Below are 16,929 nucleotides of genomic sequence, written 5' to 3'. Positions count from 1 at the left end.
TGCCGGATATGGCAAAAAATCCGCAGCTTTGCCTTTATTCCTCTCACTCCGATTTAGCCGTTTGTCCTAATGTCGCAGCACAAAGAAGTTAAGCTCGTTACCACGCATCAGCTTTTGGCCATGAAACGGCGAGGCGAAAAGATTTCGATGCTTACCGCCTATGATTTCTCGATGGCCACCATCCTCGATGGGGCGGGCATCGACGTGCTGCTGGTGGGCGACTCGGCTTCCAACGTAATGGCCGGCCACGAAACCACGCTGCCCATCACCCTCGACCAGATGATTTACCACGCCCAAAGCGTGGTGCGGGCCGTGAAACGGGCGCTGGTGGTAGTTGACATGCCGTTTGGCTCCTACCAGGGCAATTCGTCGGAGGCATTGCGCTCGGCTATTCGCATCATGAAGGAGTCGGGGGCTCACTCCATCAAGCTGGAAGGCGGCGCCGAAATCAAGGAGTCGATTACGCGCATTCTCACGGCCGGCATCCCGGTAATGGGCCACCTGGGTCTCACGCCCCAGAGCATTTATAAGTTTGGCACCTACACCGTGCGGGCCAAGGAAGAAGCCGAGGCACAGAAGCTCATCGAGGACGCGCAGCTGCTCCAGGATCTGGGCTGCTTCGCCCTGGTACTCGAAAAGATTCCGTCGGCTTTGGCTCAGCGGGTCGCCGAAAAGCTCTCCATTCCTGTTATCGGTATCGGGGCCGGGCCCAATGTGGATGGGCAGGTGCTGGTGGTGCACGACATGCTGGGTATTACCAAAGAGTTCAAGCCCCGCTTTCTGCGCCGCTATGCCGAGTTGGCCGACCTGATGCACGATGCTGTGACCCGCTACGTGAAAGACGTGAAAGACCACGATTTCCCCAGCGCCGAAGAAGCGTATTGATTTTAATTAATAATGAGTAATTGATAATTGACAATTAAGGTTGGGGCGGCTGGCATTCATTGCTTTTTCAGCAGATGAGCGCATCACTTTTTCAATTCTTAGTTCTTAATTATTAATTATTAATTCCTCAAAAGTGAATCGTCCTAACATTTGGTCGGAGCAGAAGGAAATTCTGTTTGAAGACAACCACCTGCTTATTCTGAATAAGCCCGCCGGCGTACTCGTGCAAGGCGATAATACCGGGGACGAGCCGCTGTCGGTGAAGGCGGCCGAATACCTGCGCTTCAAGTACAAGAAGCCGGGCGCCGCCTTCGTGGGCGTCGCCCACCGCCTCGACCGGCCCGTGAGCGGCGTGGTGGCCCTGGCCAAAACCAGCAAAGCCCTGAGCCGCCTGAACGAGATGTTCCGCGACAATAAAGTGCACAAAACCTACTGGGCTCTGGTAGGCAAATGCCCCGAGCCCACGAGCGGCCACTTGACGCACTGGCTGGTAAAAGACCCGATTCGCAACGTCACCAAAGCCTATTCCGAGCGTCACGGCCAAGGCCTGAAGGCCGACCTCGACTATCAGGTGCTCGGCCAGGCCGGCAACCGGTTCCTGATTCAGGTGAACCCCATTACGGGCCGCCCCCACCAGATTCGGGTGCAGCTGGCCACGGGTCTGGGCACACCCATCGTTGGCGACGTGAAATACGGATTCCTGAACCCCCTGCCCGACGTGAGCATTGCCCTGCACGCCCGGCAGCTGGAGTTTGAGCACCCCGTTACGCGCGAGGCTATGTGCTTTCGGGCGCCGGTGCCGGAAATGGCCCACTGGGAAGCCGCGCAAACCTTCTACACAGTATAGTGGTTTTTGCCCCGACGAGCCATATAGTGGCATCGTCTGGCGGCTCCCACGGGGCGTCAGCGGCCCGGTCTGCCTCACCTGAACAAGATTTTGGCGTTTTGGGCTGAATAATTGACCACCCAGCAGAGTGGCCGTAGGTTTGTATTGGCAAATGTGAACTTATAGCCAGCCGTTGGGCTTGTGCGGGCAGTTTGCTGCCGACCTCTGAGCGTCTCTAATCATTTCTGGCCCATGCCGATACTCATTTTCTTTGTAGCGCACTACTACCTGTCGCTCTTCACGCAGACGTTCTACCTGCACCGCTACGCGGCTCATAAGATGTTCACGATGAACAAATTCTGGGAGCGGTTCTTCTTTTTGTTCACCTACATCTGCCAAGGTTCTTCCTTCCTCTCGCCCCGGGCCTACGCGCTGCTGCACCGCATGCACCACGCCTATTCCGACACGGAGATGGACCCACATTCGCCCCTGTTTTCGTCGAATGCCTTCAGCATGATGTGGAAGACCAAGAACATCTACAACGACGTGCTGAACCGCAAATACGCGGCAGCCGAGCGGTTTGAGGGCGACTATCCCGAATGGTCCCTCATCGAGAACATCGGCGACAAGTGGTACTCGCGCCTAGCCTGGGGTACGCTCTACGTGCTGTTCTACGTGCAGTTTGCCACGGCCTGGTGGATGTTTCTGCTGCTGCCCATCCACTTCCTGATGGGCCCGATTCACGGCGCTATCGTGAACTGGGGCGGCCACAAGTACGGCTACCAGAACTTCGATAACCACGACCACAGCAAAAACACGCTGGCCCTGGACTTCCTGGCCTTCGGGGAGCTGTTCCAGAACAACCACCACAAGCTGCCCATGCGCGTTAACTTCGGCGTGAAGTGGTGGGAGCTAGACCCCACCTACTCGGTTATCTGGACTCTGGATAAGGTCGGCATCATCAAGATCAAGCGCAAAGTCACGGCCCAGAAAATGAAAGTCGCCGCATAATTTCCCTCTCATTGCGAGAAACGCAGCTGTGACAATCCGTCCTCTGCGAAGTGACAACACTCTTTTACCAGAAAGCCCCTTGCTACCGCGGTAGCAAGGGGCTTTTCACTTCAGGATGCTTTCTACATTCCAGAGGATAATTTGCCTTGGCTATTGCCACGGCATAATCTAAGGTTAGCGTTAGCACCTGAGCCCATTAATCATTAGCACATTATTCGTATTCCTCCACATTCGCACATTTTTATTCCTTACCTTTGCACCTCATTTTCAACCAGACGCACGAGATGCGTCGCTTAACCAACCCGGTTTATGGCAGTTAAAATCCGCCTCGCCCGTCGTGGCCGTAAAAAGGCCGCTCAATTCGACATCGTAGTAGCTGACGCCCGCGCCCCCCGCGACGGCCGTTTCATCGAGAAAATCGGTACCTACGACCCCAACACCAACCCTGCTTCCATCAACTTCGACGGCGACAAAGCTTTCGACTGGATCATGAAAGGTGCCCAGCCCACCGATACGGTGCGTGCTATGCTCTCTTACCGTGGTGTTCTGTACCGCAAGCACCTGCAGCTGGGTGTTATCAAAGGTGCCATTTCGCAGGACGTAGCCGACGAGCGTTTCACTGCCTGGAAAGAGCAGAAAGACAGCAAAATCGAAGGCAAGCGCACTTCGCTGGGCTCCGCTAAAGATGAAGCCCGCAAGGCTGCTCTGGCTGCTGAGACCAAAGTGAAAGAAGCTCGCGCCGAGGCTATCCGTATCAAAAATACGCCCGTAGCTGCCCCCGCCGCTGAAGCTGCCGAAGGTGAAACGACCGAGGCTGCTGCTTCGACCGAAGCCACTGAGGAAGCCGGCGCCTAAGCGTTAGCCCCAGAGTCAGGGAGTTTGGAAGTGGTGCTTCTTACGCGGCGCAGCTTCCGGACTCCCTACTTTTTTGACCTCCTTTTCCTTCTTTGCGCATGACTATCGACGACTGCTACCTGCTGGGTTCCCTGGGCAAAACGCACGGCCTGAAAGGCTTTGTGGTGGCCTTTATGGATGTCGAGAACCTCGACGAGTACCGCAGCCTGAAGTCGGTGTACCTGGAGCTGCCCGGCAAGCCCGGTAAGCTCCAGGAATACGGCGTGGAAAAGCTCCAGCCCCAGGCCGACGAGCGGGCCCTGCTTAAGCTCACCGGCATCGACTCTATCGAAGCTGCCGAGCCCCTGCGCAACGCCAAGCTCTACCGCCCACTGGCCGAGCTGCCCGCACTGGAAGACGACCAGTTCTACTTCCATGATGTTATCGGCTACACCGTAGTTGATGAGGTACTGGGCGAGCTGGGCACCGTGGAAACCTTCTACGAAATGCCCCAGCAAGACCTGATGGGCATGCGCTACCAGGGCAAGGAGGTGTTGGTACCGGTAGTCGACGAGCTGATTTCGCATGCCGACCAGCAAGCCAAAAAGCTCTACGTGCATCTGCCCGAAGGCCTGCTCGACGTGTACCTGAGCCCGGCTTCCCGGGAGCGGGACGAGCCCGACGAATTCGACGGGCCCGAAACCGAGTCATCGGAGCAGCAGCAGCCGGACAAAAAGTAAGCTCTGAGAATGCGCCTCGACATCGTCACTTGCCAGCCCGAGTTGCTGACCAGCCCTTTCGCCGTTTCTATCGTGAAGCGGGCTCAGGAAAAGGGACTGGCCGAAATTCATGTGCATGATTTGCGGCGCTTTGCCATCAACAAGCACGGGCAGATTGACGACTACGTGTTCGGGGGCGGGGCCGGGATGGTCCTGCGCGTCGAGCCGATTGCCGACTGCCTGGATGCGCTGCTGGCTCAGCGTAGCTACGACGCCGTCATTTACATGACACCCGACGGGGAAACGCTCCGCCAGCCGCTGGTCAATCGGCTTTCCCTGGCCGGCAACCTGCTTATTCTCTGCGGCCATTACAAGGGCGTGGATGAGCGAATTCGCAAGGCCTACATCACCCACGAAATCAGTGTGGGCGACTACGTGCTGAGCGGAGGTGAGCTGGGCGCGGCTATTCTGGTCGATGCCATCGTGCGGCTGTTGCCGGGCGTGCTCGGCAACGAGGAATCAGCCCTGAGCGACTCGTTTCAGGACAACCTGCTGGCTCCGCCGGTATACACCCGGCCCGCCGAATGGCGGGGCGAAAAGGTGCCCGATATTCTGCTCTCCGGCAACACGCCGCTGGTAGAAGCCTGGCGCCACGAGCAAGCCGTGGAACGGACGCGTCAGCGCCGCCCCGACCTACTCTCGGAAATGTGAGGAATTTGAAAATGTGACAAATGTGAGAATTAAGGGTATAAGGCCCCATTTTTCACATTAACCACATCATTCACATTCATCCACATTCAACTACAGTTGTAATCATCAAAACAGAGCGCTATATTTGCGCCTCTTTAAGCGAAACCCCTTGGGCGGCGGCGCCGTCCTTTTTTCAAGTTTTTCCAGCCATGAGCGTATTACTCGATTTTATCCAGCAGGAGTCCCAGGAGCGCCGCGCCAGCTTCCCTGTTTTCGCCGCCGGCGACACCGTTAACGTCCACGTGAAAATTCGCGAGGGCAACAAGGAGCGCATTCAGCAGTTCCAGGGTGTAGTTATCCAGCGCAAAAACGCCAGCACCAACGGCGAGACGTTTACCGTGCGTAAAATCTCGAACCAGATTGGTACCGAGCGTATTTTCCCTTTGCTGTCGCCCAACATCGACAAGATCGAGCTGGTGCGTCGCGGTAAAGTACGTCGCGCTCGTCTGTTTTACCTGCGTGGTCTGTCGGGCAAAGCTGCCAAGATCAAAGAGCGTCGCGGTTAATCCCCGATTTCTCTGTAGAAGTACAAAAGCCGGCCCTCTTACGGGAGCCGGCTTTTTTGCGTTTGCGCTATAGCAGAAACTCAGGGCTTAGCTGGACTGCTGGTTGCTGTTCTGCAAATCCTGCTCGGTGGTAGTTTCGGGATGCTGCACTTGCTTGGCGGCGGCCAGCAGGGCCTCGCCCAACTGCTCGACGCGGGGCTTGGTATTGCCATCGGCAAACACGGCGGCCTTCACGGTATTTTCACCCAGGCGGCCCAGCAGGCGGCCGATGACGTTCTTATCGTAGGTGCCCGAACCGAAATGGGCTTTCAGCTCCTGCATATCCACAATGAGCTGGTGCAATTCGGGGTTGTTCACATCTTTCAAATCCTGAATCCAGCGTTGCAGCACGTTGTCGAAGCCGGCGTGGGAGGCTACTTCCTGCAGGTTGCCGGTGAGCATCGTCGTGGCGGCATCTAAGTGGACCTGGTGTTGCACTTCTTTCTTTTCCATGGTATTCGGGGGTTTTGGCGGTAAGGATGTCGCGGTACTTTGACTGTCTAAACGGGCTTGCGTCGGTGGGGTTATCCGGGGCGCAGCTTTTCCGGCCCCGAAAACGTACTTTCGCTACCGATTCCTCTCTACCCTGTTCCCTCTTCATGAAAAAAGTATTTGCCGGCGCTGTCCTGCTTGCCCTGCCCTACCTGACGTTTGCCCAGCAAAGTCCGGCTCCCAAAGGCTACTGGCAGCAGGAAGTCAACTATTCTATCGACGTTACGCTCGACGACAAGCAACACGAGCTCAAGGGCACCGAGGAGCTGCAGTACACCAACAACTCGCCCGACCAGCTCACCTTTATCTGGTTCCACCTCTGGCCCAACGCCTACAAGGACAACCGCTCGGCCTTTGCCCAACAGCAGCTGCGCAACGGCAGCCGCAAGTTTGAGTTTGCCAAAGCGGCCGAGCGGGGCTACATCGACCAGCTCGACTTCAAGGTGAACGGGCAAAGTGCCCAGCTGGCCTACGACCCGGAAAACCCGGATATGGCCAAGCTGATTCTGCCCCAGCCCCTGGCTCCCGGGGCCAAGGCCACCATTTCGACGCCCTTCCACGTCAAGATTCCCAAGTCCTTCTCCCGCTTCGGCCACGTCGAGCAGTCGTACCAGATAACGCAATGGTACCCCAAGCCGGCCGTGTACGACCGCAAAGGCTGGCACCAGATGCCTTACCTCGACCAGGGCGAGTTCTACTCCGAGTTCGGGGCTTTTGACGTGCGCATCACGTTGCCCGCCAACTACACTGTGGGCGCTACCGGCGTACTGCAAAACCCCGATGAGCAGCTGCGGCTTGATAAGCTAGCAGAAGCTACGGCCCAGAAGAAAACGCAGGACGAGTTTGGCAAGGACCTGTCCTTCCCGGCCTCTTCCGCCGAAACCAAAACCTTGCGCTACGTGCAGGACCGGGTACACGACTTCGCCTGGTTTGCCGACAAGCGCTTCAACGTGCTCAAGGGTGGCGTGACGCTACCCTCGGGGCGCCAGGTGACGTCCTGGGTGCTCTTTACCAACGCGGATGCCCCGAAGTGGATCAAGGGCCTGCAGGACCTCAATGACGCGCTGACGTATTACTCCCAGTGGGTAGGCGAATACCCGTATGCCTCGGCCACGGCCGTCGATGGGGCGCTGAGTGCCGGCTCGGGCATGGAATACCCGATGGTGACCGTGACGATGCCCTCGGCTATTATTCACGAAGTAGGCCACAACTGGTTCTACGGCATTCTGGGTTCCAACGAGCGGGACCACGCCTGGATGGATGAAGGGGTGAACTCCTACATCGAAGCCCGCATAGCCGAGCGCAACGACCCGCAGGCGGGCCAGTTCAGCGGCTTGCTGAAGTCGCAGAAAATAGCCGCCAAGCTGGGCTTGGAAGATCTGCCCGCGGCGGCTCTGAACCAGGTGCCGTACCAGGCCGAAGCCAGCCGCGGCCTCGACCAGCCCGTGGGGGGCCTGCGGGCCGATAAATATGGCAAGCTCAACTACGGTATCGTGGTCTACATGAAAACGGCCGCGTTGCTTAAATACTTGGCCGGCTACCTGGGGCAGGAAAGCTTCGACAAAGCCATGCACGCTTACTACGACCAGTGGCAGTTCCGGCACCCCTACCCCGAGGACATGCAGGCCGTGTTTGAGGCTTCCACGGGCCAGCAGCTCGACTGGTTTTTCAAGGATATGCTGCTGAACACCCACCACTACGATGCGGCCCTCTCGGATATGCAGCTGAGCGATTCGCAGGTGAAGGTGCTGGTGCGCAACGACTCGCCGGCTCCGTTTGCCGTGCCGGTGAGCACCGTTGATGCCCAGGGCAAGATTCTGGAAACGCAGTGGACCACGCTTATTGGCACCGAAGACGAGCAGGACGAAACCCAGCTCAACTTCCGCCGGGAAGGCGTGGCTGCCGTGGTCGTGGATGCGGGCTACCTGACACCCCAGCTCAACCGCCGCGACGACCGGATGAAGCTTACCGGTTCTTTCCGCCGCTTCGAGCCCATCCGGATCAAGCCCCTGGCCAGCATCGAGCGGTGGGACAAAGCCACGCTCAACTGGTTTCCGGTGGTGGGGGCCAACACTTCCGACAAGTTCATGTTTGGCGCTGCCTTCTACAACAGCCCAGTCACGAGTAAGAGCCTGAATTACCTGGTGATGCCCATGTACAGCATCAACCGCAACGAGCTGAACGGTATTGCCAACGTGAACCTGAGCGTACTGCCCAACTCGGCCTTAATCCGCCAGATCGTCACGGGCATTACGGTGCAGCGCTTCGAGCGGTACGTGAAAGTCGAGCCCAGCATTGCCTTTACGCTGCCTAAGTCGGCTTACAACGGCCCGCAGCACACGATTCGTTTGGCCAACACAGCCGTGAAAGACCAGGACCGCGGCAACGAGACGACCAGCATTCAGACCGGGGAGTACCTGGTAGCTGGCGGCAATGCCCTGCAGAAGTGGGGCGCCCACGTCGAGCTAAACCAGCTAACCTCCACCATTTCGCAGGAAACCAACTCCACTAATGCCCTGCTGCTGCGCGCGGAAGCCACGTACCAGCGCTACTACTCGCCCAAGAAAAAGGTAGCCCTGCGCCTGTTCGGCGGCCGTTTCCTCGACAGCTCCTCCGACTTCGTGATGGGCCTGAGCGGCAGCCCCGACTACCGCCGCCAGACGGCCTTTCTCGACCGGCAGCAAATCTCGCACACCTTTACGGCCCAGGAGCACCAGACCGATGACCGCGACGGGGCTTTCAAGGCCTTCCTGCCAGTGTATAGCCAGAAGTGGCTCAGTACCCTGAATCTGCAGGCCGATCTGCCCGTGACGCGTCTGGCCGTATTTGCCGACCTGGGCGCTACCGACGAGCGGTTCCAGCTGGAAGGACGCACCAAAGGCCAGCGTCTGTTCTACGATGCGGGCTTGGTAGTACCCATCATTCCGGATATATTTCAGCTGTACGTGCCGGTAGTCGGCTCACAGTTCGAAAATGGCCTACCCAGCAGCCGCAAAGACTTCACCGACCGGATTCGGTTTGTGCTGCGCCTGGAGCAAGCCAACCCGTTCCGCCAGATCAATCAGCTGTTAGCCCAGTAATTCTTGCCTATGCGGTTTGCCCTCGGGATAGTAACGATAAGCCTGTGCAGTGTGGGCCTGAGCAGTTGTCAGACTGACTATGCCCACCTGCCTACCTTTTCGCCCGAGCGCAAGCTGCTGCAAATGGTGGTGGAAGTGCCCGCCGGTACTAACCATGCCCAGCGCTACGACCCCGGCCAGAAAGCCTTCCTGCCGGTACGCCGCGCCGGCCTCGACCACATCGTGGAGTTCCTGCCCTGCCCCGGCAACCAGGGCTTTATTCCCGGTACGCGCAGCGAGGCAACCGGTGCTCCGCTTCAGGCCCTGGTACTGGCCGAAACCCAGACTCAGGGCACTGTAGTGGAGATACTGCCCGTAGCGGTACTCACGCTCGACGACAACGGCACGCTGCAGCAGGTTATCGTGGCGGTGCCGGCCCGCCCCAGCCAGCAGATCTTACCGGGCGTCACATCCTGGAAGTCGCTCACTAGGCAGTACCCCAGTGCCCGCGACATGGTGGGCCAGTGGTTTCAGCACCAGGGCCGCCTTGGGGAAGTGCGGCTGGTAGGCTGGAAAGACGAGCTGGCCGCCGACAAGCAGGTACATCTGGCCATGAAGTAGTTCGCTTCGTGAGGTCATAAAAAAAGCCCGGTCGATTGCTCGACCGGGCTTTTTTTGTAGTAGTAAGTTCAACTACTCAATCTTGTTCATCCGCTCTTTCACGGCTTCCAGCGCTACGCGCATGTTAACAATGTCGGCGCGGGCAGCCTCCTGCTCTTTCAGGTTCGAGTCAATCAGGTTGTTATACTGGAGCAATTCAGCGGCGTTCTGGGCCAGCTGCTGCTGGATTTCCTGCTTCTTCAGCTTGTTCTTCTCGATGTCCTTCTTGATGGCGTCAGCTTTGTTAATAACGGCCATGTGGTTGTTCTGCGAAGAAACCAGCGCCTTTTCGGCTTCCGAAACCTGTACGGCCAAGTCTTCACGGTACAGCATGCGGGCGAAATCCTTCAGGTATTTCTCCGACGATTTCCACTGTACTGGGGTAGCGTCTTTGCTCAGGTAAGCATTGCCCAGGTCAATCGACCACCACACCGTGGTGCCGGTAGGCGTAGCATCTACCTTGCTGATCACGCGGATCGGGGTTTTGGAGATGTCTTCGATAACAACGCCGTCCATGGTGTACACACCTTTGTCGGATTTGAATTTGCCACCGAATTTCTCGCTCAGCATTTTCTGCCACGAGTCATCTACGCGCTTGCTGTCGAGCTGGATGGTAACACGCTGGCCTTTACGGGGAATGCCCTTGATGGCCATGTCTGTTTCATCTACGGGCGATTTCTGCGCGTAGCCAGTCACCGATAGCAAAAGCATCAGTAGCAGAGAGAGGAGTACGCCTGGTTTCATAGTGAAATGAAGTAGTTAGAAAAAAAGAAGTTACAAAAGGTGAGGATGGCTCCGGCGATAGAAGTCCAACTCACCAAATTTAACCAGACTACCCTGATGTTGACATACCCGTCCTTGATTTTTTTTGCAGAATATTCATTTTATTGGATAGTGACTATCTAATATTACCATAATTCAAAACATATGTACTTAAAATGGGATTTAGTAAAACTGTCACTTTGTACAAAAGCCACGTAATGTATTTGGAAATCAAAACAAAAGATCTTATTACCGGTTCAGAAGCACTATGAATGTAACCGTCTGCCGAACCGAGCATTTCAACGCGGCGCACCGCCTGCACAACCCTGCCTGGAGCGATGAGCGCAACGAACAGGTGTTTGGAAAGTGCAATAATCCTCACTACCACGGACATAACTACGTGCTGACGGTGCGCCTCACCGGGGCCATCGACCCGGCGACGGGCTACGTATATGATCTGAAGCGTCTGAGCGACCTGATCAAACGCGAGATTCTGGATACCTTTGACCACCGGAACCTGAATCTTGACACCGAGGATTTTCGCCACCTGAACCCCACGGCCGAGAATATTGCTGTCGTGATTTGGAACCGGCTGCGTGCTCACGTGGAGGCGCAGCTCGCCCTGTCGGTCACCCTGTATGAAACTGACCGCAACTTTGTTGAATACCATGGATAATTCCGTGTCGGCGGCCGCAGCCGCGCACAGCTACGGACCGGCCGACTCTCACCTGTCGCCCGATCTGCGCACCCCTCTTCGCCCGGACGCCTTTGCCTTGTCGGATGAAGAAAAAATTGCGGGCATTGCCGAGCACTTCCACGAAATCATGCTGCTGCTGGGCCTCGACTTGACCGACGACAGCCTGCAGGGCACGCCCCGGCGCGTGGCCAAGATGTACGTGCAGGAATGGTTTCGGGGCCTCGACCCCAAGCACCGGCCCGACGTGAAGCTCTTTGAGAACCGCTATGGCTACCACCAGATGCTGGTGGAGCGCGACATCACCGTTTTTTCCTGCTGTGAGCACCACTTCGTCCCGATTATGGGCAAGGCCCACGTGGCTTACCTGCCCGGCGAGCATGTGGTTGGTTTGTCGAAGCTGAACCGCGTGGTGCAGTACTACGCCCGCCGCCCCCAGGTGCAGGAGCGGCTCACCCGCCAGATTGCCGAAGAGCTGAAACAGTCGTTGCGCACCGAAAACGTGGCCGTACTCATCGAAGCCGACCACCTGTGCGTGATGAGCCGGGGAGTGAATGACACCGGCAGCAGCACGCTGACGGCTGAGTACGGCGGCGTGTTCAAAGACGACCAGGCGCTACGCTCCGAGTTTCTGCGCCAGATCGGCAAGTAGCTCAGTACACCGCCGTCCACCCCAGCTCCTGCAATTCAAGTCCAACGCTGGTCTGCCGCAAGATAAACTGCTGCTCCCCGCCGGCCCGACGAATGCCGTGCGAAGCAACAACTTCCAGTAGCTCGCCTGTCCAGCGAATTTTGGTCAGACGGAACCACGGATAGTCGTAAGGCCGCAACAGGTCGGTGAGAGGAGCCGTCAGCACGCCGGCCTCCCGCAGCCCGCGAGCCGGAGCAAAGTCGCCGATTTCGGCCAGGGCCGCCAGAATATTCCGGATGAGTGGCTCGGAATGTTTGCCGCACAGATTGCCCAGGTAGCCCCGCTGGCGCCGGAGTCGTTTCTGGGGCGGGCCAAACAGATCAGTCAGCGTTTTTTCGTACTCTTGTGCCCACTTTTCCTCGTCGGGTTCCATTTCTGAGTTTACGAAGAAAGTCTGTAGCAATCAGCATTAAACCCACTTTGAGCCGTTTTTTTGGCTTGCACGATTATGTCCCAGAAAGTTCTCATTACCGGTGGCACTGGCCTGATTGGAACACGCCTGGCAGAGATGCTCATTGACGCGGGCTACGAAGTGGCCTTGCTAAGCCGCACGCCCAGCCAGAGCCGCTACCGTAGCTTTCGGTGGGACCCGCAGCACGCCACCATCGACGAAGCTGCCGTGCCCTACGCCGACCATATCATCAATCTGGCGGGCTCCAGCGTATCGGAGGGCAAATGGACGGATGAGCGCAAGCGCGACATCATGACCAGCCGCCTGGGCGGCACGGGCCTGCTGGTGCGGGAACTGGCAAAAGGCCACCACCACGTGCGCACGTTTCTATCGGCGTCGGCTATCGGCATCTACGGTGACAGCGCCGACCGGGTCGTGAGCGAAGAGACGCCCCCGGCCCCGGCCGACGACTTTTTGGCCGACGTAGCGCACCAGTGGGAACTGGCCGTGCAGCCCGTAGTGGAGATGGACATCCGGACGGTGATTGTGCGCATCGGTATCGTGCTCAGCACCCAGGGTGGTGCCTTGCCGCCCATGGCGCGGCCCATTAAGCTGATGGCGGGGGCCGCGCTGGGCTCGGGCCGGCAGTACATGTCCTGGATTCATCTGGACGACTTGTGCCGCCTGTTTATGCAGGCTCTGGAAGAGCCCCAGTGGCAGGGCGTATACAATGCTGTAGCGCCGAACCCGGTGACGAACCAGGAGTTTACGGAAGCCCTGGCCGAGGTGATGCACCGGCCCCTGGTGCTGCCCAAAGTACCGGCTTTTGGTCTGAAGCTGGTCCTGGGCGAGATGAGCGAGATTATCCTGGCTTCGCAGCGGGTTAGCGCCGCGAAAGTGCTGAGCACGGGCTTCCGCTTCGAGTATCCGGATCTGAAGCCGGCGTTGCAGTCGTTTTACGGGGAAGACTAGCGCCCGTGACGCGGTGGCTGCTCAAAGGGTTGGCTGTCGGCCTGCTGACGGTACTGGCTTATCTGAATTACCGGCTTTATTACCCTCCCCAGCTGCGGCCTGCGGACGAGGAGGTAGTGCAGCAACTACGCTTTTTGCGCACGGAGCTGCACGAGCGCAACGCCGGGGAGCGTATGCAGCAGCTGTATCCGGAGGGGTTGGTGTACCTCAATTCACTCTACGCCCTTACCTGGACGGAGCTGTTGCCCCATGTGCCGGCCAATTCCAGGCTGGGCCGCGAGGCTCGCACCGAAGCGCATTGGGCCCTGCAGCAGCTCCAGTCGCCGGTAGCCTTATCCGTGTTCAATCCTGATCTGCCCCTTCCCTACGGTGCGTTTTACCAGGGCTGGTCGGGGTACGTGCGGGCGCGCTACCTGGCGGCGCTGCCCCCAGCCGAGCGGGATGCGGCAGATCAACACCGTTTTCAGGAGCAATGTGCGCTTATTGCTGCTGCTCTGGAGACTAGCGCAAGTCCTTACCTGGAGTCGTATGCCGGGGCGGCGTGGCCCGCCGACGGGGTAGTGGCCATTGCCGCCCTGGCCTGGCACGACCGTATCTATACCCCACGCTACCAAGCCCTGATTCAGCGGTGGCTGGCAGCCGTGGATACGCGCCTGGACGCTCACGGCCTGATTCCGCACGAAGTCAAACCGGGTTCGGGAGCGGTGCTCAAACCGGCCCGCGGCTCTTCGCAGAGTCAGCTGCTCAACTTCCTATTTGAAATAGACTCGACTTACGCCCGCACCCACTTTCAACGTTACCGGGCCTTATTCCTGACCAGCCGCCTGGGCTTGCCCGGTCTAACGGAAGCCGCTGCGGGCGCGCCGGCAACCGAGGACATCGACTCCGGGCCCGTTATCTGGGGCGTGGGCGGGGCCGCTTCCCTGGTCGGGCGCCGTACCATGCAGCGCTTCGGCGACACGACTACCGCCCAGGGGCTGCGCAACAGCATAGAAGCGTTTGGACTGCCCTGGCACGACAGCGGCGGTAAATACTATTTGCTGGGCCAGCTACCCATTGCTGATGCCTTCATTGCCTGGAGCAATTCATTGTCTCCTCACCAGCCCCTTACCAGCCCGGAGCACTGGCGCTGGCGGTTCCAGCTGCTATCGGCGGGGCTGGCCGCGCTGGCCATTGGCGGGCTCTGGGTTTCCAGGAAAAAGCGCTGAGGCGGAAGTTGGGTCCGCCACCCGTAATTGCCAGTCAGAAGCAGCTTCTGCTTACAGCTTCAAGCTGTCCGGCGGGGCAATACCTTCCGTGTTGAGCTGCTCCAGCAAATTGTCGGTGGCAATGGTATCCACCGCTTCTTCGCGGCGCCGGCGGGGCTCTGAATCCGACACGCAAATGTACTTCTTCGTGATTTTGGACGTCGGCTTGGGGAATGGCCCCATGGTAATATCCAGCTCTTCGTCCTTGTAGAGCTTCTCCATGTAGGTGCCGAAGATGGGCAGCGCCATACGGCCGCCTTCGCCCTGCTGGGAGCCGTAGAAGTGAATACTGCGGTCTTCGCCGCCGACCCACACGCCCGTCACCAGGTCCTTGGTAACGCCCATGTACCAGCCATCGGAGTAGTTGGACGTAGTGCCGGTCTTGCCACCGATCTGATTGTCTTTTTTCCAGAGGTCGTACTCCCACAGCGCCTGCGAAGTGCCGCCGGGTTCGTCCATGCCGCCGCGCAGCATGTAAAGCATCAGCCAGGCCGTTTCAGAGGGAATAGCACGCTTTTGCTTAGGGTCAAACTGCTTGATGACATTGCCGTTGCGGTCTTCGATGCGGGTGATGAACTGCGGCTCGCTCTGGAAGCCGTTGTTGACGAAGGTGCTGTAGGCATCCACCATTTCGTACACGTTCACATCGCCACCCGAGCCCAGGCCGATGCTGGGCACCGGCAGCAAGGGGCTGGTAATACCGACTTTGTGGGCATACTTGGCCACGTTTTCCCAACCTACCTTCTCGGTGAGCTGGGCCGTTACGGAATTCACCGAGCGGGCCATAGCGTGGCGCAGTGTCATATTGATGCCGGTGTACTCGCGGGTCACGTTGTCGGGCTGCCACTCCATGTCCTTGCCGTTTTCCACGTAATTGATGGTCACGCGCTGGTCCCGGATCCGGTCGCAGGGCGTGTAGCCATTATCGAGGGCGGTGAGGTAGACGAAGGGCTTGAAGGTGGAGCCGGCCTGGCGGCGGCCCTGCTTCACGTGGTCGTACTTGAAGAAGCGGAAGTTGATGCCGCCCACCCAGGCTTTCACGTGGCCCGTGAAGGGGTCCATGGTCATCATGCCCGCGTGCAGGAAGTGCTTGTAGTAGGCCAGCGAATCGAGCGGGGACAGAATCAGGGTAGTGTCGCCGTCGCCTTTCCAGGTGAATACCTTCATCGGGCGCTTGGCGTGCAGCGCCGAGTCGAGGCGGGCGGGCTGGCCCTGGTAGCGGGCGGCCAGGGCCTTGTACTGGTCGGTGCGCTTCATCTGGGTTTCGATGAAGCCGGGTATTTCCTTGCCCTTATCATCTACCCACGGGTTGCCGCCGCGGTTTTTCCAGAACCGGTCGAACTGCTGCTGCAGCTTTTTCATGCGGTCCTGCACAGCATCCTCGGCGTGCTGCTGCATGCGCGAGTCGATGGTGGTGTAGATTTTCAGCCCGTCGCGGTACATGTCATAGCCGTTGGCCTCGCACCACTTGTTCACGAACTGGCTGACGGCGCCCCGGAAGTAGGTGTCGGGGCCGTCGATGTGGCGCTCGACGCGGTACTGCAGGGCAATGGGCTCCTGCTGGAGCGAGTCGATGACTTTCGCCGGCAGCACGTTGGCCTGGCCCATGCGCTCCAGCACGAGGTTGCGGCGCTTGAGAGCCGCTTCAGGGTGAAAGCGTGGGTTGAAGGCGGTGGGGTTGTTCAGCATGCCCACCAGCATGGCCGCTTCCTCGGGCTTAAGGCTGTCGGGAGAGGTGCTGAAGAAGGTTTTGGCGGCCACCTTAATGCCAAAGGCCTGGGAGCCATACTCCACGGTATTGATGTACATCCGCAGGATTTCCTCCTTGGTGTAGCGCTTTTCCAGCTCCACGGCCGTGAGCCACTCCTTGGTTTTGCTGATCAGGGTGCTGACCACGGGAATGTGCCCGAGCAGGCCCCGCTCACCCCGCCGGATTTTGTAGAGGTTTTTGGCCAGCTGCTGGGTGATGGTAGAACCACCGCCGTTGCGGCCGCCACCGGCTACGGCCCGGGCCAGGGCCGTCAGGTCGATGCCCGAGTGGTCGTAGTAGCGAATGTCCTCGGTAGCAATGAGGGCCTTCACCAGCACGGGTGAAATCTTGTTGAAGGGAACCGGGGAGCGGTTTTCGCGGAAATATTTACCGATCAGCACGCCGTCGGCGGTGTACAGCTCGGAGGCCTGCTCCACCTTGGGGTTTTCCATTTCCTCCAGGCTCGGCGACTTGCCAAACAGGAACAGGAAATTGCTTTTCACCAGAATCGGGTAGAGCAGAAAAATGCCCACGCCGACCACGAAAAAGCCCCATACGGTGCGCGACACGATATTGGGCCAGCGGCGCGGGGGGCGGGTAGCGCGGGTTGTTTTCGGTTGTTCGGAGGCGGACATTCGGGA

Annotated in this window: 17 protein-coding genes; 13 read left to right on the top strand and 4 right to left on the bottom strand. The window is 58.6% G+C overall.

Annotated elements, in window-relative coordinates:
- The first annotated feature begins 69 nt into the window (after window positions 1–69).
- The 7 genes from panB to rplS all read left to right on the top strand — a co-directional run bounded on the left by panB (window position 70) and on the right by rplS (window position 5,531).
- Complete coding sequence (gene panB / locus LGH70_RS10905; protein WP_226185442.1) at window positions 70–885, top strand: 3-methyl-2-oxobutanoate hydroxymethyltransferase; 816 nt, start codon at window positions 70–72, stop codon at window positions 883–885.
- 133 nt (window positions 886–1,018) lie between these two features.
- Window positions 1,019–1,732, top strand: coding sequence for an RluA family pseudouridine synthase (locus LGH70_RS10900; protein ID WP_226185441.1), 714 nt, complete (start codon window positions 1,019–1,021; stop codon window positions 1,730–1,732).
- A 231-nt stretch (window positions 1,733–1,963) separates the two neighbouring features.
- Window positions 1,964–2,722 carry an acyl-CoA desaturase gene (locus tag LGH70_RS10895; RefSeq protein WP_226185440.1) on the top strand — a complete coding sequence of 253 codons (759 nt, stop codon included), beginning with the start codon at window positions 1,964–1,966 and terminating at the stop codon, window positions 2,720–2,722.
- A 309-nt stretch (window positions 2,723–3,031) separates the two neighbouring features.
- The gene (locus LGH70_RS10890) at window positions 3,032–3,577 is read left to right on the top strand and encodes a 30S ribosomal protein S16 (protein WP_226185439.1); all 546 of its coding nucleotides are present in this window, start codon (window positions 3,032–3,034) and stop codon (window positions 3,575–3,577) included.
- A gap of 98 nt (window positions 3,578–3,675) precedes the next feature.
- On the top strand, window positions 3,676–4,296 hold the full coding sequence (rimM, locus tag LGH70_RS10885) for a ribosome maturation factor RimM (protein WP_226185437.1): 621 nt from the start codon (window positions 3,676–3,678) through the stop codon (window positions 4,294–4,296).
- 9 nt (window positions 4,297–4,305) lie between these two features.
- On the top strand, window positions 4,306–4,986 hold the full coding sequence (gene trmD, locus LGH70_RS10880; RefSeq protein ID WP_226185429.1) for a tRNA (guanosine(37)-N1)-methyltransferase TrmD: 681 nt from the start codon (window positions 4,306–4,308) through the stop codon (window positions 4,984–4,986).
- 188 nt (window positions 4,987–5,174) lie between these two features.
- Window positions 5,175–5,531 carry a 50S ribosomal protein L19 gene (rplS, locus tag LGH70_RS10875; RefSeq protein WP_100337626.1) on the top strand — a complete coding sequence of 119 codons (357 nt, stop codon included), beginning with the start codon at window positions 5,175–5,177 and terminating at the stop codon, window positions 5,529–5,531.
- An 87-nt stretch (window positions 5,532–5,618) separates the two neighbouring features.
- Here the strand turns inward: rplS and LGH70_RS10870 are convergent, their stop codons facing one another.
- Window positions 5,619–6,023 carry a hypothetical protein gene (locus LGH70_RS10870; protein WP_226185427.1) on the bottom strand — a complete coding sequence of 135 codons (405 nt, stop codon included), beginning with the start codon at window positions 6,021–6,023 and terminating at the stop codon, window positions 5,619–5,621.
- A gap of 146 nt (window positions 6,024–6,169) precedes the next feature.
- Between LGH70_RS10870 and LGH70_RS10865 the strand changes: the two genes are divergently transcribed.
- A complete protein-coding gene (locus LGH70_RS10865) occupies window positions 6,170–9,142 on the top strand; it encodes a M1 family metallopeptidase (RefSeq protein WP_226185424.1) in 2,973 nt (990 codons plus the stop codon).
- Window positions 9,143–9,151: 9 nt separating this feature from the next.
- A complete protein-coding gene (locus LGH70_RS10860; protein ID WP_226185422.1) occupies window positions 9,152–9,742 on the top strand; it encodes an inorganic diphosphatase in 591 nt (196 codons plus the stop codon).
- 72 nt (window positions 9,743–9,814) lie between these two features.
- Here the strand turns inward: LGH70_RS10860 and LGH70_RS10855 are convergent, their stop codons facing one another.
- Window positions 9,815–10,492, bottom strand: a complete 678-nt coding sequence (locus tag LGH70_RS10855) for a DNA repair ATPase (protein ID WP_226185420.1) — start codon at window positions 10,490–10,492, stop codon at window positions 9,815–9,817.
- A gap of 319 nt (window positions 10,493–10,811) precedes the next feature.
- Here LGH70_RS10855 and LGH70_RS10850 point away from each other — a divergent pair, with 319 nt between their 5' ends.
- Together LGH70_RS10850 and folE are read left to right on the top strand one after the other, a co-directional pair.
- Window positions 10,812–11,219 carry a 6-pyruvoyl trahydropterin synthase family protein gene (locus LGH70_RS10850; protein WP_226185418.1) on the top strand — a complete coding sequence of 136 codons (408 nt, stop codon included), beginning with the start codon at window positions 10,812–10,814 and terminating at the stop codon, window positions 11,217–11,219.
- On the top strand, window positions 11,212–11,889 hold the full coding sequence (gene folE, locus LGH70_RS10845; protein WP_226185416.1) for a GTP cyclohydrolase I FolE: 678 nt from the start codon (window positions 11,212–11,214) through the stop codon (window positions 11,887–11,889). Before LGH70_RS10850 ends, folE begins: the two co-directional genes overlap by 8 nt.
- 1 nt (window position 11,890) lies before the next feature.
- Here the strand turns inward: folE and LGH70_RS10840 are convergent, their stop codons facing one another.
- Window positions 11,891–12,301: a hypothetical protein gene (locus LGH70_RS10840; RefSeq protein ID WP_226185414.1), complete on the bottom strand. Its 411-nt coding sequence runs from the start codon at window positions 12,299–12,301 to the stop codon at window positions 11,891–11,893.
- Between the two features lie 75 nt (window positions 12,302–12,376).
- Here LGH70_RS10840 and LGH70_RS10835 point away from each other — a divergent pair, with 75 nt between their 5' ends.
- Window positions 12,377–13,291 (top strand): TIGR01777 family oxidoreductase, encoded by a 915-nt coding sequence (locus tag LGH70_RS10835; RefSeq protein WP_226185412.1) that lies wholly within the window; start codon window positions 12,377–12,379, stop codon window positions 13,289–13,291.
- A gap of 29 nt (window positions 13,292–13,320) precedes the next feature.
- Window positions 13,321–14,499, top strand: coding sequence for a hypothetical protein (locus tag LGH70_RS10830; protein WP_226185410.1), 1,179 nt, complete (start codon window positions 13,321–13,323; stop codon window positions 14,497–14,499).
- 51 nt (window positions 14,500–14,550) lie between these two features.
- Here the strand turns inward: LGH70_RS10830 and LGH70_RS10825 are convergent, their stop codons facing one another.
- The gene (locus tag LGH70_RS10825) at window positions 14,551–16,923 is read right to left on the bottom strand and encodes a transglycosylase domain-containing protein (protein WP_226185408.1); all 2,373 of its coding nucleotides are present in this window, start codon (window positions 16,921–16,923) and stop codon (window positions 14,551–14,553) included.
- Window positions 16,924–16,929 lie beyond the last annotated feature (6 nt).

It is taken from the genome of Hymenobacter nitidus, assembly GCF_020447315.1.
GTDB classification, from domain to species: Bacteria; Bacteroidota; Bacteroidia; order Cytophagales; family Hymenobacteraceae; genus Hymenobacter; species Hymenobacter nitidus.
The sequence above is the reverse complement of the archived record's forward strand: the minus strand, read 5'-3'. Positions and strand labels throughout refer to the sequence as shown.